Source organism: Microbispora sp. H10670, from assembly GCF_014161385.1.
GTDB classification, from domain to species: domain Bacteria; phylum Actinomycetota; class Actinomycetes; order Streptosporangiales; family Streptosporangiaceae; genus Microbispora; species Microbispora triticiradicis.
Map to the genome: position 1 here is coordinate 13,729 of NZ_JABBWW010000010.1, position 14,006 is coordinate 27,734.

Sequence of the window (14,006 nt, forward strand, 5' to 3'; positions counted from 1 at the left end):
TTATGAGGCGTATGTTCGGCGTCGCGGCGGTCGCCCTGACCACGGCGCTCACATTGTCGGCGTGCGGGGGGTCCGACCCGCTGTCCACCACCGCGTCGGCCGCCCCTTCGGCCTCCGGGTCCGGCGGCGCGGCCTCCGCCAAGGTGGTCGTCGGCTCCTTCGACTTCCCCGAGAGCGTCCTGCTCGCCTCGATCTACGCCCAGGCGCTCCAGGCCAAGGGCGTCACGGTCGAGGAGAAGCCCAACATCGGCAGCCGCGAGGTGGTCTACGACCAGATCAAGAGCGGCGGCCTGACCGTGCTGCCCGAGTACGCCGGGTCGCTGCTGGCGTTCATCGACAAGTCGAGCACGGCCAGGACCAAGGACGACATCCTCGCCGGGCTGAAGGCGAAGCTGCCGCCCGAGCTGGAGATCCTGGAGCCCGCCGCGGCCGAGGACAACAACTCGCTCACCGTCACCAAGGCGACGGCCGACAAGTACAAGCTCGCCACGATCGAGGACCTCGCGAAGGTCTCCAAGGACCTCACGGTCGGCGGGCCGCCGGAGTTCAAGGACCGCCAGGAGGAGAACTTCAAGACCGTCTACGGCCTGGAGTTCAAGCAGTGGAAGCCCACCGGGGCCACCACCGCTGACGCGATCAAGAGCGGCACGGTCCAGGTCGGCAACGTGTTCACCACCGACCCCAAGATCGTGCTGAACGACCTCGTGCCGTTGCAGGACAACAAGAACGCCTTCGGCTCCGAGAACGTGACGCCCCTGGTCCACAAGGCCGAGGCGAACGACGCCGTGGTCTCCACGCTCAACGCGATCTCCGCCAAGCTGGACACCGAGACGCTGGTCTCGCTGATGAAGCGGATCGCCGTCGACAAGGACGACCCGCCGGCGGTCGCCAAGGACTGGCTGACCCAGAACGGCCTCCTCTAGGTGGGTCCGGAGTGAGGACCGGGTGAGTCCGGTGCAGGGGCTGTTCACCGAGGCCATGCGGCAACTCGCCGCGGGCGTCGCCGTGCTGACGGTGAAGGACGACCGTGACGACCTCGGCACGACGGTCGCGACCCTGATGTCGGTGTCGCTCGACCCGCCGCTCGTGCTGGTCAGCCTCGACTCGGCCGGTTATCTCGCCGAGGTGCTCCTGCGCCGGGACCGGTGGGCCGCCAGCCTTCTCGCGGACGGCCAGCAGGCGGTCGCCTCCCGCTTCGCCGCCGCGGGGCGGCCGGGGGCGCGGCTCCTGCTGGCCGGGGCCGCCCACCACCGCGGCGAGCACAGCGAGGCGCTGGTGGTGGACGGCGGAGTGGCGGCGATCGAGGCCGAGACGACGCAGGTCGTCCCGGCCGGCGATCACACCCTGTTCGTCGGCGCGGTGCTGGGCGTCGACTACGTCGACGCCCAGAAATCCCCGCTCGTACGGCTGCGCTCCCGCTACCGGACGGTCCAGTAGCCCGGCAGCACGAGCGGGCCGTACGCCGGGAGGCCGAGCTCTCCGGCGAGCCGGGCGAGTGGTCCCCACGCCTCCAGGCGCACCCGGGAGAGGGCGGCCGACCTGTCCTCGCTCGACTCCGCCGGCCGCAGCCGCTCCAGGGGGTGCATGCGGGGATAGGTCCGCACCGGGGCGGCGGTGGCGAGCCCGGCCCGGCGGCGGGCCAGGGCGAGGGCGTCCTCCAGGCCGCCGAGCTCGTCGGCGAGACCGGCCGCCCGGGCGTCGGCGCCGGTCCAGACCCGGCCCCTGGCCAGCTCGTGCGCCCGCTCCCTGCTCAGGCCGCGGCCGTCGGCCACCTTGCCCACGAAGTCGTCGTAGATGCGGTCGAGCCAGGCGTTGACCCGCTCCCACTGCGTCTCGGAGAACGCGGTCGTCGGCGAGAACATCCCGGCGTTGGCGCCCTCGGCGACCGACTCCGTCACCACGCCGAGCCGGCCGAGCAGCTCACCGACGACGGGCTTGCCGCCGAACACGCCGATCGAGCCGGTCAGCGTGCCCGGCTGGGCCACGATCACGTCGGCGGCCATCGACACGAAGTAGCCGCCGGAGGCGGCCAGGTCGCCCATCGACACGATGACCGGCTTGCCCGACTCGCGGGCCAGCACGACCTCCCGCCAGATGGCGTCGGAGGCGACGTACGAGCCGCCGGGGCTGTCCACCCGGAACACGATGGCCTTGACCTTGTCGTCCCGCCGCGCCGCGCGCAGGGCGGCGCAGACGGTGTCGGAGCCCATGGCGCCTCCGCCGCCGAGGGGAGACCTGCCGCTGCGCCCGAGGCGGATCGTGCCGGTGCCGTGCACCAGGGCCACGGTGTCGGCGCCGGGATGCGGCAGCTTCCCGGACAGCGCGCTCTTGGCGTACCGGGACACGTACTGCAGGTGGGCGCCGTCCTCGACGGTCTCCGCGTAGACCTCGTCGCGATACTTCAGTCCGTCCACGAGCCCGGCGTCGACGGCCTCGGCGCCGATGAACGGGCCCTGGTCGATCAGCTCGCGCACGCGCTCGGGGGTGAGCCGGCGCGCCTCGGCGATGCCGGCGGTGATCTGCTCGGTCACCGACTCGGCGATGCGGGTCGCCGACTCGCGGTGCGCGTCCGTCATGTGGTTCTGGGTGAACATGTTGGCCGCGGTCTTGTACTCGTGCCGCTGGCCGAGCTGATACTCCACCCCGGCCCTGGCGAGCGCGTCGCGCAGGAAGCGCTGCTCCAGCGCCACCCCGGTCAGCCCGACGTCGCCGGAGGGCTGGAGGTAGACCCGCTCGAACGCGCTGGCCAGATAGTACGGAACCGTGCCGGCGCCGAACTCCCCGAAGGTCTCGGCGAACGCGACGGTCGGCTTGCCCGCCGCGCGCAGCTTCACGACGGCTTCGCGCAGTTCCTGCACCGTCCCCAGGCCCAGGGGGTTCCCGCCGATCTTGACGATGAGCGCGGCGACCCGGGGGTCCTTGCGGGCGCGGCGCAGGCCCGACAGCACTTCCGCCAGGCGTGGCTTGCGCATCGACAGCAGGGCGGTCACAGGGTCGGCGGGCGGTCCCTCGGACAGCCCTTCGGTCAGGTCCAGCTCCAGCACCAGCGGCCCGGTGCGGCGCTGCCGCAGCTTGCCCACGGTCTCCACGATCGTCCTCGACGCGTCCATAAATGCCACCATAAGCGACGGTTTTCGCCTGTATGCCCCGACGATCAGGGGCCCCCGCGTGAGTGGGACACGCGGGGGCCCTGATCGGCTCGAAGCGGTTACCTCAACCCGTTGGACATCGCGGTGATCAGTTCGCCGTTGGCGGTGTCACCGCTGAACTCCCAGAAGAAGGCCCCGCCCAGACCCTGGTTCTTGGCGTAGGTCATCTTGCCGCCGATGGTGGCGGGGGTGTCGTAGCTCCACCAGTTGGAGCCGCACTTGGCGTACGCGGTGCCGGCGACCGTGCCGGTGGCCGGGCAGCTGTTCCTGAGGACCTTGTAGTCCTCGATGCCCGCCTCGTACGTGCCGGGCGCGGCGCCGGTGGCGGTGCCGCCGGGGGCCGACTGGGTCACGCCGGTCCAGCCGCGGCCGTAGAAGCCGATGCCCAGCAGGAGCTTGGCCGCCGGCACGCCCTTGCTCCGGAGCTTCTGGACGGCCGCGTCGGAGTAGAACCCGGCGGTGGGGATGCCCGAGTAGGAGGTCAGCGGGGAGTGCGGAGCCGTCGGGCCCTGGGCCGCCCAGGCGCCGAAGTAGTCGTAGGTCATGACGTTGTACCAGTCGACGTACTGCGCCGCGCCCGCGTAGTCGGCGGCGTCGATCTTGCCGCCGTTCGTGCCGTCCGCGGTGATGGCGGCGGTGACGAGATAGCTGGAGCCGAACCTGGCGCGCAACGCGGCCATCAGGTTCTTGAACGCCGCCGCGCCGCTGGAGTCACAGCTCAGGCCGCAGGCGTTCGGGTACTCCCAGTCGATGTCGATGCCGTCGAACACGTCGGCCCAGCGCGGGTCCTTCAGCAGGTTGTAGCAGGAGTTGGCGAAGGCGGTGGGGTTGGCCGCGGCCTGGGCGAACCCGCCGGACCAGGTCCAGCCGCCGAAGGAGTAGATGACCTTGATGTTCGGGTACTGCGCCTTGAGCTTGCGCAACTGGTTGAAGGCGCCGCGCAGCGCGCCGGCGTCCCAGGTGTCGGCCTTGCCGTCCACGCTGTTGGCCGTCGTGTACGCCATGTCGTAGTCGGCGTAGGAGTCGCCGATCGCGCACTGGCCGTTGGTCACGTTGCCGAACGCGTAGTTGATGTGGGTGAGCTTGGCGGCCGAACCGCTGGTCACGATGTTCTTCACGAAGTACTGGCGGCCGTAGACGCCCCAGTCGGCGAAGTAGCCGAGCACCTTCTTGCCGCCCGGAGGGGGAGGCGTCGGCGTCACGGTGGGCGTCGCGCTGGGGCTGGGGCTCGGGGTTCTGCTGGGGCTGGGGCTCGGGCTCGGGGAGGGGCTCCTCGTCGGGGTCGCGCTCGGAGAGGGGGACGAGGTGGAGCCGCCCGGAAGGAGCTTCCACAGGGCCGGCACGTTCGGCGGCTCCCACCCGGTCAGGGACGTGTGCGCCTGGATGCACTCGTAGTCCTTGCCCCCGTACGTGACCCGGGCGCCGACGGCGTACCAGGTGTTGGGGGCCCAGGCCGCGTAGGCCAGGGTGACGACTCCGGTTCTCGGGGCGGCGGCGACGGCGGCGGCAGTGGTGGTCGCGACGGTGGCGGAGGCGGTCCCGATCGCGAGCGGCGCGAGCAGCGCGGCGCCGGCGATCACGGACCCGAGGAGGATCTTTCGCAATGGAAACTCCCGGTCTGGGGGGTAAACGATAGGAAAGTTTCCTATTAGTTCGCAGCGTAAATACCGATCGCCGGAGGGTCAACGCCCCGGCGGCCGGTTAATCGCCGGTTAACTCCTCGCTAAGGTCGCACCCGGACGTCACCTGCACCGGAGGTGCGGACTCCCGTACGATGATGCGGTGAGCGGTCTCGTTCGCTCGGTCTGGCACGAGCCCCGTCCCCCCGATGCGCCCAGGCGGGTGTGGCGCGACTGGGCGCTCGTCGTGGTGCTGGTGCCGCTCGCGGTGCTGGAGGGGGTGCTGCGGCCGGACCTGCCGTGGCGGGTCTTCTCGGTGGTCGTCACCGCCGGGCTGACGCCCGCGCTGCTGTGGCGCCGGACCCGGCCCCTGGAGGCGCTGGCGGTCTGCTTCGTCACGACGAGCCTGGTCCCGGTCGCCCTGCACGGCGCGATGCTCGACATGTACTCCCTGGCCTACCTGCTGATCCTGCCGTACGCGCTGGTGCGCTGGGGGTCGGGCCGCGAGATCGTGATCGGCCTCGCGGTCATGCTCGCCGGGGCCGGCCTGTCCGTGCTCGTCGAGCACGCCGCGCCCGCCGACGCGATCGGCCCGTTCGCCGTCGTGCTCTCCACGACCACGCTGGGCGGGGCGTTCCGCTACCGGTCCAGGGCGAGGGCCCGCGAACTCGACCAGGTCAAGCTGCTCGAACGCGAGCAACTGGCGCGCGAACTGCACGACACGGTCGCCCACCACGTCTCGGCGATGGCGATCCGCGCGCAGGCGGGCCTCGCCACGGCCGCGGCGCGGCCCGACGCCGCGACGGAGGCGCTGCGGGTGATCGAGGCCGAGGCGGCGCGCGCCCTCGACGAGATGCGGGCCATGGTCCGCGTCCTGCGCCGGGACGAGCCGGCGGACCTGACCCCCGGCCGCCATATCGCCGACATCGAAGGGCTCGCGGCTCCCGGCGGGCCGGATCACCCGTCCGTCGGGGTCGAGATCTCCGGTGACCTCGGCGGCCTCTCCCCGTCGGTCGAGGCGGCGGTCTACCGCATCGCCCAGGAGGCCGTCACCAACGCGCTGCGGCACGCCCGCCACGCCACCCGGGTGGCGGTGCACGTCACCGGGGACGGGCCCTCGGTGTGCCTGCGCGTGAGCGACGACGGAGACGGCGGCTCCGCCCGCCCGGCGGGCCCGGCGGGATACGGCATCGTGGGCATGGCCGAACGCGCCGACCTGCTCGGCGGCACCTGTGTGGCGGGCCCGGACCCCGGCCGGGGCTGGACCGTGACCGCGGTGCTGCCCAGGAACGGGGTGGCCACGTGAGCATCCGGGTGCTCGTGGCCGACGACCAGGAGATCGTCCGCACCGGGCTCGCGATGATCCTCGACGCCCAGCCCGGCATCGAGGTCGCCGGCACGGCCGCCGACGGGCGGCGGGCCGTCGAACTCGCGCGGCGCCTGCGCCCGGACGTGTGCCTGTTCGACATCCGCATGCCCGGCCTCGACGGCATCGAGGCCACCCGCTGCCTCGCCGGGCCGGGGGTCGCCGACCCCCTCGCCGTCGTGGTCATCACCACGTTCGACCTCGACGAGTACGTCTACGCCGCGCTGCGGGCCGGCGCCCGGGGGTTCCTGCTCAAGAACGCCGGCGCCGAGATGCTCTCCCAGGCCGTGCACGCCGCCGCCGGCGGGGACGCGCTCATCGCCCCGAGCGTCACCGCGCGGCTGCTCGGGGCCTTCGCCCGGTCCGGCCCCGCGGCGCCGGCGGCGCGGCTCGTCGAGCCGCTGACGTACCGGGAGGAGGAGATCCTGGCGGCGGTGGCGCGCGGGCGGACCAACAGCGAGATCGCCGACGAGATGCACATCTCGCTCAGCACGGTCAAGACGCACGTCGCGAGCCTGATGGCCAAGCTCGGCGCCCGCAACCGCGTCGAGATCGCGATGTGGGCCTATCAGACGGGCCGCGTCACGGGCTGACGGGCGCCGAGCTCACGGGCGCCGGGCCGGCGCCGGAGGGCCCACTCGGCCACGGCGAGGTTGATCACCCACGCGGCGGTCATGAGCAGCGCGCGGGGGAGCGCGCCGGGCTGCTCACCGGTCAGCACGACCCAGGGCATGATGGTCAGCACCTGGGTGCCCGCGCCCATGCCGAGCGCGTAGCCGCGCGCCATCCACGCCCGGTGGCGGGCGACGTCCCGCCGCCGGATCGCCGCGAAGCCGAGGACGATCGACACGATCATGCCGCCGCCCACCACCAGCCGTACGCCGACGAGGAGGGCGCTGTCGTCCGGCAGGTGCGGGTAGAACAGCGTCATCCACAGGCCCGACAGGGCCGTGACGAGCCCGGCGGGCACCAGCACCCGTCCCGAGATCCGGTGCCAGCGCGGCGCGCGGCGGCGGAGCGCGGGGGCGAACTGCAGGGCGCCGAGGAGGCTGAACAGCGTGACGGCGACGATGTGCGCGACCACGGGGAAGGGCGTCGCGAAGTACCGGGCGCTGTTCGCGGTGACCGGCCCGCCGCCGGTCAGCTGCGACAGCCGGGTCGCGCCGGCGACCACGGGGACGGCGCTGAGCGCGATCAGCCCCGCCGGCACCAGCCATTCCCTCTTCCTCCGGCCGCCTCGCGTGGGCACGGACCGTCGCGTCGATGTCAGTTCTGTCATGGCCCGATCGTCGTACGCGGAGTGGGTGCGGATCATCGGCGGAACGGCTCGATCCGCACCGGTCCATCGGCTGCCGATCGGGCGTACTTTCGGCTGATGAGTCCCGGGCGCGGCGCTTCCTACGCTGGCCTCCCAGCCGCCGAGGCGACGAGGAGAGATGCGATGAAGGCCTACGTTCTACGCTCGTACGGCCCGCCCGAGGTCCTGACGCTCAGCGACGTCCCGACGCCGGAGCCCGGCCCCGGAGAGGTGCTGGTCCGGGTCCGAGCCACCTCCGTCCAGCCGTACGACTGGCACCACATGCGAGGCGAGCCGTACGTCGCGCGTCTGATGGGCGGCACGCTCGGCCCGCGCGGGCCGCGTCTCAGCGTGCTGGGCGCCGACGTGGCGGGACAGGTCGAGGCGGTCGGCGCGGGCGTCACCGCGTTCGGCCCGGGCGACGAGGTGTTCGCGCTGGTCACCGGCGGCGGCTTCGCCGAGTACGTCAGCGTGCGGGAGAGCGATCTGGTCCGCAAACCGGAGAACCTGTCGTTCGAGCAGGCGGCGGCGGTGCCGCTGGCCGCCGCCACCGCGCTGCTGGCCCTGGACGAAGGGCGGGTCCGGCCGGGGCACGAGGTGCTCGTGAACGGCGCGTCGGGCGGGGTGGGCACGTTCGCCGTGCAGCTCGCCAGGGCGTTCGGGGCCGAGGTCACCGGCGTCTGCGGCCCCCGCAACGTGGACCTGGTCCGGTCGCTCGGCGCGGGCGAGGTCGTCGACTACAGCAGGGCCGACTTCACCCGGACCGGCCGGCGGTACGACGTGCTGATCGACATCGCGGGCACCAAGCCGCCGGCGGCCTGCCGGCGGGTGCTGAGGCCCCGGGGGGCGCACGTCGTCGTCGGCGGGCCGGCCGGACGGTGGCTGCAGCCCGTCGGCCACACGATCGCGGCGCTCGCGACGTCGCCGTTCACGTCCCGGCGAGTGGTCCTCGCCGACGTGACCCGATGCCGCGAGAACCGGGCGAACCTGGTCAAGCTGGCCGGGCTCATCGAGCAGGGCGACCTCACCCCGGTCGTCGACCGCGTCTACCCGTTCGACGACCTCCCCGCGGCCGTCCGCTACGTGGAGGAGGGGCACGCCCGCGGGAAGGTCGTCGTCACGCTCTGAACGGCCTGCCGCGGATCAGGACTCGGCGACCAGGCCATCGGGCTCCGGCTCGGCCGACGCCGCGTCCTCCGGCTCCGGCTCCGTCCCCGGCAGGGCCGTCACGGTCCGCTCGTCCATCTCGGCGCTCACCGGGGTCGGCGTCTCCACCGGCCGCAGCCACACCACGCCGAGCGGCGGCACGCGCAGCCGCGCCGAGCAGGGCAGGCCGTGCCGCGGCGTCTCCACCGCCTCGACCGCGCCCATGTTGCCGACCCCGCTGCCCGCGTACTCGTACGCGTCGGTGTTGAGGACCTCCTCCCACCGCCCCGGGGTCGGCAGGCCCAGGTGGTAGTCGTCGTGCGGCGCGCCGGAGAAGTTGGCGACGCAGGCCAGCACCGAGCCGTCCGCGCCGTACCGGAGGAACGACAGCACGTTGCCCGAGGCGTCGTCGGCGTCGATCCAGCGGAAGCCCTCGTGGGTGTTGTCCCGGGAGTAGAGCGCGGGCGACTCGCGGTAGACGTTGTTGAGGTCCCTGATCAGCCGCCGCACGCCCTGGTGGAAGTCGAAGTCGAGCAGCCACCAGTCGAGGCCGCCCGCCTCCGACCATTCGGCGCCCTGGCCGAACTCGCCGCCCATGAACAGCAGCTGCTTGCCGGGGTGGGCCCACATGAAGCCGTACAGCGCGCGCAGGTTGGCGAAGCGCTGCCACTCGTCGCCGGGCATCTTGCCCAGCAGCGACCCCTTGAGGTGGACGACCTCGTCGTGCGAGAGCGGCAGCACGAAGTTCTCCGAGAAGGCGTACATCAGGGAGAACGTCATCTGGTGATGGTGATACTGCCGGTAGACCGGCTCCCGGGACATGTAGCTGAGCGTGTCGTGCATCCAGCCCATGTTCCACTTGAAGCCGAAGCCGAGACCGCCGAGGTAGGCCGGGCGCGAGACCCCGGGCCAGGCGGTCGACTCCTCCGCGATCGTCACGATCCCGGGCTCCTCGCGGTAGACGACGGCGTTCATCTCCTTGAGGAACTCGATCGCGTCGAGGTTCTCCCTGCCGCCGTACTCGTTGGGCGTCCACTCGCCCTCGCGGCGCGAGTAGTCGAGGTAGAGCATCGACGCCACCGCGTCCACCCGCAGGCCGTCGACGTGGAACTCCTTCAGCCAGAAGAGCGCGTTGGCCACCAGGAAGTTGCGCACCTCCTTGCGGCCGAAGTCGAAGACGTACGTGCCCCAGTCGGGGTGGGTGCCGCGGTGCGGGTCGCCGTGCTCGTAGAGCGGCGTGCCGTCGAAGCGGGCGAGGGCCCACTCGTCCATCGGGAAGTGCGCCGGCACCCAGTCGACGATCACGCCGATGCCGGCCCGGTGCAGCTCGTCCACCAGATGGCGGAAGTCGTCGGGGGAGCCGAACCGGGAGGTCGGGGCGTAGTACGACGTCACCTGGTAACCCCACGAGCCGCCGAACGGATGCTCGGCGACCGGCAGGAACTCCACGTGCGTGAACCCCATGTCCGTCACGTACTCGACGAGTTCCCGGGCGAGGTCGCGGTAGGACAGGCCGGGCCGCCAGGAGCCGAGGTGCACCTCGTAGGTGCTCATCGGCTCGACGAGGGCGTCCCGCGACGCCCGGGCGGCCATCCACTCCTCGTCCCGCCACTCGTACGCCGGCTTCTCCACGATGCTGGCGGTCGCCGGCGGGATCTCGGTGCGCCGGGCCATGGGGTCGGCCTTCTCCCGCCAGACGCCGTCGAGGCCGAGGATCTGGAACTTGTACCGGGCGCCCTCGCCGATCTCCGGGACGAACAGCTCCCACACCCCGGTCCCGCCGAGCGAGCGCATGGGGTGGGCGCCGCCGTTCCAGTGGTTGAAGTCGCCGATCACCCGCACGCCCTGCGCGTTCGGCGCCCACACCGAGAACGCCGTGCCGTCCACGTCCTCGTGGCGGACGACCCGCGCCCCGAGCACCTCCCACAGCCGTTCGTGCCTGCCCTCGCCGATCAGGTGCAGGTCGAGCTCGCCCAGCGTCGGCCAGTGGCGGTACGGATCGTCCGTCTCGTACGGCGGGGCGTCGGGGTAGGTGACGCGCAGGCGGTAGTCCGGGACCTTGTCGACGCCGGGCAGTGTCACCTCGAACACGCCGAAGGCGGTGTGGCCCATCTCGTGCGCCGAGCCCTCGGCCAGCACCTCGACCTTCTCCGCGAAGGGCCGCAGAGCCCTGATCGTGACGCCGTCAGGCCCGGGATGGGCCCCGAGAATCGAATGGGGGTCGTGATGGGCGCCCCCCGCCAGCCGGTCCAAATCCATGTCGCAAACCTGCCCTAGATATATCCCACCGAACACTGCGATCTTGTCAGCGGAAGGCGGCGAGCGGTATGGGCAACCAGGTCGGCCGGTTGCGCGCCTCGTAGACGACCTCGTACACGGCCTTGCTCAGCTCCAGCGCGCGCAGCAGGACCGCCTCGTCGCCGCGGACGCGCCCGCCGCCCTCGGAGTAGCCGGCGAGGAACGCCGCGCGGTTGCGTTCCGACCACTCCCGGGCCCGGTGCTCCAGCCCGGCGGCGTCCGGGTGGTCGGCCAGCAGGTGCCGGGCGGCGTACTCGAACGAGCGCAGCATGCCCGCCACGTCGCGCAGCGGCGAGTCGAGCGCCCGGCGCTCGGCCAGCGGCTGCCCCGGCTCGCCCTCGAAGTCGAGCACGACCCAGTCGGTCATGGTGCGCATGACCTGGCCGAGGTGGTAGTCGCCGTGGACCCGCTGCACCGGCACCTCGTGCGCGAGGTCGCCGAGCCGGTCGAACGCCTCGGCGGCGACGTCGGCGTGCTCGCCGAGCCCCGGCACCTCGGCGATCGCCCTGTCGAGCCTGCGGCGGAACCGCTCGGTCATCCGCTTGAGCTCCGGCGGCTCGATCGTGCCCGTGGGGAAGGCCCGGGCCAGCTCCCGGTGGACCTGCGCGGTGGCCACCCCCAGCCGCCGGGCCTCGCCCGCGAAGTCGCCCCCGGCGTCCTCCGCCGGCATGCCCTCCGGGGACGCGTAGAGGTCGCGCACGCTGGTCAGCGCCATCGACCAGCCCTCGTTGGCGTTCCGCAGGTACTCCTGCATGATCGCCAGGGTGGTCGGCTCGTCCTGCAGCGTGGTCTCGATCCAGCCGTACGGCCGGGCCACGTGGGACGAGTCCGCGCCGGCGAGCGCGGTGATGATCTCCAGCTCCGGGTTGGTCCCCGGGCTGAGCTGCCGGAACAGCTTGAAGATGTACGTGTCGCCGTACACCAGCGAGGTGTTCGACTGCTCGGCGGTCAGCACGAGGCTGCGCTGCGAGGTGTCGATCTCCACGCCGTGCGCGCGGTGGAAGGCGAGGCCGTCGAACCCGTGGTCCGCGGCCATCCCCTCCAGCAGGTGCGCGGTCAGGGCGGAGTCGTGCAGCGCGTCGTAGACCTCGGCCTCGCGGCCGTCGCGGCGGCACCTGCCGATGCGCACGTGCTCCAGCCGGTCGGGCAGGTGCTCGCGCAGCCCGACCGGGATCTGGTAGCGCGTGCGGCGGTCCCCCTGACGCACGCACACGACCAGATGGAGCAGCGCCGGGTCCCCGCCGGCGATCTCGATCTCGGAGTCGATGGACAGGTCGTCGATGGCGCGCCCCTTGCCGGCGAACCACCGTTGCCCGGTGATCCAGCCGGCCAGAAGCTCCTGAAGTGAAGTCGTCACTCCTCCTTCGTGCCGGCCGTCCGGTGCGTGACGGGCAACGTGAACCAGTAGAACCCATGCCCAGGGAGCGTCAAAAGATACGGAAGTTCGCCGATCGGGGGAAAAGGAACTCCGCCCATGCACTCGACCGGTGTCGATCCCTCGAACCTGCGCAGGTCGAGCTCGACCGGCTGGGGGAAACGGGAGAGGTTGTTGACGCACAGCACCCGGTCGTCGCCGAGCTCCCGCACGAACGCGAGCACGCTGGGGTTGGAGGAGTTCAGCTCGGTGAACTCGCCGAGGCCGAACACGGGATGCCGCTTGCGGATCTCGATCATCCGCTTGGTGAAGTGCAGCAGCGAGCTCGCGCTCTTCTGCTGGGCCTCGACGTTGATCGCCTGGTACCCGTAGATCGGATCCATGATCACCGGGAGGTAGAGCCGGCCGGGGTCGCAGCTGGAGAAGCCCGCGTTGCGGTCGGGGGTCCACTGCATCGGCGTGCGCACGCCGTCGCGGTCGCCGAGCCAGATGTTGTCGCCCATCCCGATCTCGTCGCCGTAGTACATGACCGGCGAGCCGGGCAGGCTGAGCAGCAGCGCGGTGAACAGCTCGATCTGGTTGCGGTCGTTGTCCAGCAGCGTCGCCAGCCGCCGCCGGATGCCGACGTTGGCCCGCATCCGCGGGTCCTTGGCGTACTCCGAGTACATGTAGTCGCGCTCTTCGTCGGTGACCATCTCCAGCGTCAACTCGTCGTGGTTGCGCAGGAAGATCCCCCACTGGCAGTTCTCGGGAATCTTCGGCGTCTGGGCCAGGATCTCCGAGATCGGATAGCGCGACTCGCGCCGCACCGCCATGAAGATGCGCGGCATCAGCGGGAAGTGGAAGGCCATGTGGCACTCGTCGCCCCCGGTGACCGGGTCGCCGAAGTACTCCACCACGTCGGCCGGCCACTGGTTGGCCTCGGCCAGCAGCACCCGGTCGGGATACAGGCGGTCCACCTCCGCCCGCACCCGCTTGAGGTAGGCGTGCGTCGGGGGCAGGTTCTCGCAGTTGGTGTCCTCCTGCTCGAACAGGTACGGGATCGCGTCCAGGCGGAACCCGTCGATGCCCAGGTCCAGCCAGAACCGGATGACCTCCAGCATCGCGTCCTGCACCGCAGGGTTCTCGAAGTTGAGGTCCGGCTGGTGGTGGAAGAACCGGTGCCAGTAGTACTGCCCCCGCACCGCGTCGAAGGTCCAGTTCGACGCCTCGGTGTCCACGAAGATGATCCGCGCGCCGGGGTACTTCTCGTCGGTGTCGCTCCACACGTAGAAGTCGCCGAACGGGCCGTCGGGATCGTTGCGGGAGGCCTGGAACCACGGGTGCTGGTCGCTGGTGTGGTTCATCACCAGGTCGGCGATCACCCGGATGCCCCGCTTGTGCGCCTCGTCCACCAGCCGGATGAAGTCTCCCAGGTCACCGAAGTCCGGGAGGATCTTCATGTAGTCGGAGATGTCGTACCCGCCGTCCTTGAGCGGGGACTCGTACAGCGGGAGCAGCCAGAGGCAGTCGATGCCGAGCCACTGGAGGTAGTCCAGCTTCTCGATGAGGCCGCGGATGTCTCCGGTGCCGTCGCCGTTCGAGTCGGCGAAGCCGCGGATCAGCACCTCGTAGAAGACGGCCCGCTTGTACCAGCGCTGGTCCCGCGGCTCCTCCTCGGTGAAGGTGTTCGGGATCGGCTGGGTGTGGCTGGGCTGGATGTGGCTGGGCTGAGGCGTGGTCGAGCTCACCTGTTGACTCCCCGTAGTGTGCAGGG

General features: G+C 71.6%; 11 protein-coding genes. 5 read left to right on the top strand and 6 right to left on the bottom strand.

What is annotated here, in order from left to right; translation table 11 throughout:
* Positions 1-2: 2 nt before the first annotated feature.
* Together HHX33_RS16135 and HHX33_RS16140 are read left to right on the top strand one after the other, a co-directional pair.
* Positions 3-923, top strand: coding sequence for an ABC transporter substrate-binding protein (locus tag HHX33_RS16135; protein WP_182875328.1), 921 nt, complete (start codon positions 3-5; stop codon positions 921-923).
* A 55-nt stretch (positions 924-978) separates the two neighbouring features.
* The gene (locus HHX33_RS16140) at positions 979-1,437 is read left to right on the top strand and encodes a flavin reductase family protein (RefSeq protein ID WP_182875464.1); all 459 of its coding nucleotides are present in this window, start codon (positions 979-981) and stop codon (positions 1,435-1,437) included.
* On the opposite strand, the gene HHX33_RS16145 is transcribed toward HHX33_RS16140, so the two are convergent.
* Positions 1,419-3,110 (bottom strand): S49 family peptidase, encoded by a 1,692-nt coding sequence (locus HHX33_RS16145; RefSeq protein WP_182875329.1) that lies wholly within the window; start codon positions 3,108-3,110, stop codon positions 1,419-1,421. The genes HHX33_RS16140 and HHX33_RS16145 overlap by 19 nt on opposite strands.
* Positions 3,111-3,208: 98 nt before the next feature.
* On the bottom strand, positions 3,209-4,753 hold the full coding sequence (locus HHX33_RS16150; RefSeq protein ID WP_182875330.1) for a glycosyl hydrolase family 18 protein: 1,545 nt from the start codon (positions 4,751-4,753) through the stop codon (positions 3,209-3,211).
* Positions 4,754-4,931: 178 nt separating this feature from the next.
* Here HHX33_RS16150 and HHX33_RS16155 point away from each other — a divergent pair, with 178 nt between their 5' ends.
* Together HHX33_RS16155 and HHX33_RS16160 are read left to right on the top strand one after the other, a co-directional pair.
* Positions 4,932-6,074 (top strand): sensor histidine kinase, encoded by a 1,143-nt coding sequence (locus HHX33_RS16155; RefSeq protein WP_182875331.1) that lies wholly within the window; start codon positions 4,932-4,934, stop codon positions 6,072-6,074.
* Positions 6,071-6,727 carry a response regulator gene (locus HHX33_RS16160; RefSeq protein ID WP_138463165.1) on the top strand — a complete coding sequence of 219 codons (657 nt, stop codon included), beginning with the start codon at positions 6,071-6,073 and terminating at the stop codon, positions 6,725-6,727. The genes HHX33_RS16155 and HHX33_RS16160 overlap by 4 nt, the downstream gene beginning before the upstream one ends.
* On the opposite strand, the gene HHX33_RS16165 is transcribed toward HHX33_RS16160, so the two are convergent.
* Positions 6,703-7,344 carry a DUF2306 domain-containing protein gene (locus HHX33_RS16165; RefSeq protein WP_182875332.1) on the bottom strand — a complete coding sequence of 214 codons (642 nt, stop codon included), beginning with the start codon at positions 7,342-7,344 and terminating at the stop codon, positions 6,703-6,705. The two genes, HHX33_RS16160 and HHX33_RS16165, sit on opposite strands and share 25 nt — an antisense overlap.
* 231 nt (positions 7,345-7,575) lie before the next feature.
* Between HHX33_RS16165 and HHX33_RS16170 the strand changes: the two genes are divergently transcribed.
* The gene (locus HHX33_RS16170; RefSeq protein ID WP_182875333.1) at positions 7,576-8,559 is read left to right on the top strand and encodes an NAD(P)-dependent alcohol dehydrogenase; all 984 of its coding nucleotides are present in this window, start codon (positions 7,576-7,578) and stop codon (positions 8,557-8,559) included.
* 15 nt (positions 8,560-8,574) lie between these two features.
* Here the strand turns inward: HHX33_RS16170 and glgB are convergent, their stop codons facing one another.
* Genes glgB through treS form a run of 3 tightly spaced genes read right to left on the bottom strand, consistent with a single transcriptional unit; the run spans position 8,575 to position 13,950 of the window.
* Positions 8,575-10,836, bottom strand: a complete 2,262-nt coding sequence (gene glgB, locus HHX33_RS16175) for a 1,4-alpha-glucan branching protein GlgB (RefSeq protein ID WP_182875334.1) — start codon at positions 10,834-10,836, stop codon at positions 8,575-8,577.
* Positions 10,837-10,882: 46 nt separating this feature from the next.
* Positions 10,883-12,232: a maltokinase N-terminal cap-like domain-containing protein gene (locus HHX33_RS16180; RefSeq protein WP_182875335.1), complete on the bottom strand. Its 1,350-nt coding sequence runs from the start codon at positions 12,230-12,232 to the stop codon at positions 10,883-10,885.
* Positions 12,229-13,950: a maltose alpha-D-glucosyltransferase gene (gene treS / locus HHX33_RS16185; RefSeq protein ID WP_182875465.1), complete on the bottom strand. Its 1,722-nt coding sequence runs from the start codon at positions 13,948-13,950 to the stop codon at positions 12,229-12,231. Before treS ends, HHX33_RS16180 begins: the two co-directional genes overlap by 4 nt.
* Positions 13,951-14,006: the final 56 nt, after the last annotated feature.

What these genes read in the sequence shown, in the direction of transcription:
- HHX33_RS16135 (WP_182875328.1), top strand. Translation starts at nt 3, where the DNA reads ATGAGGCGTATGTTCGGCGTCGCGGCGGTCGCCCTGACCACGGCGCTC.
- HHX33_RS16140 (WP_182875464.1), top strand. Translation starts at nt 979, where the DNA reads ATGCGGCAACTCGCCGCGGGCGTCGCCGTGCTGACGGTGAAGGACGAC.
- HHX33_RS16145 (WP_182875329.1), bottom strand. Translation starts at nt 3,110, where the DNA reads ATGGACGCGTCGAGGACGATCGTGGAGACCGTGGGCAAGCTGCGGCAG.
- HHX33_RS16170 (WP_182875333.1), top strand. Translation starts at nt 7,576, where the DNA reads ATGAAGGCCTACGTTCTACGCTCGTACGGCCCGCCCGAGGTCCTGACG.
- glgB (WP_182875334.1), bottom strand. Translation starts at nt 10,836, where the DNA reads ATGGATTTGGACCGGCTGGCGGGGGGCGCCCATCACGACCCCCATTCG.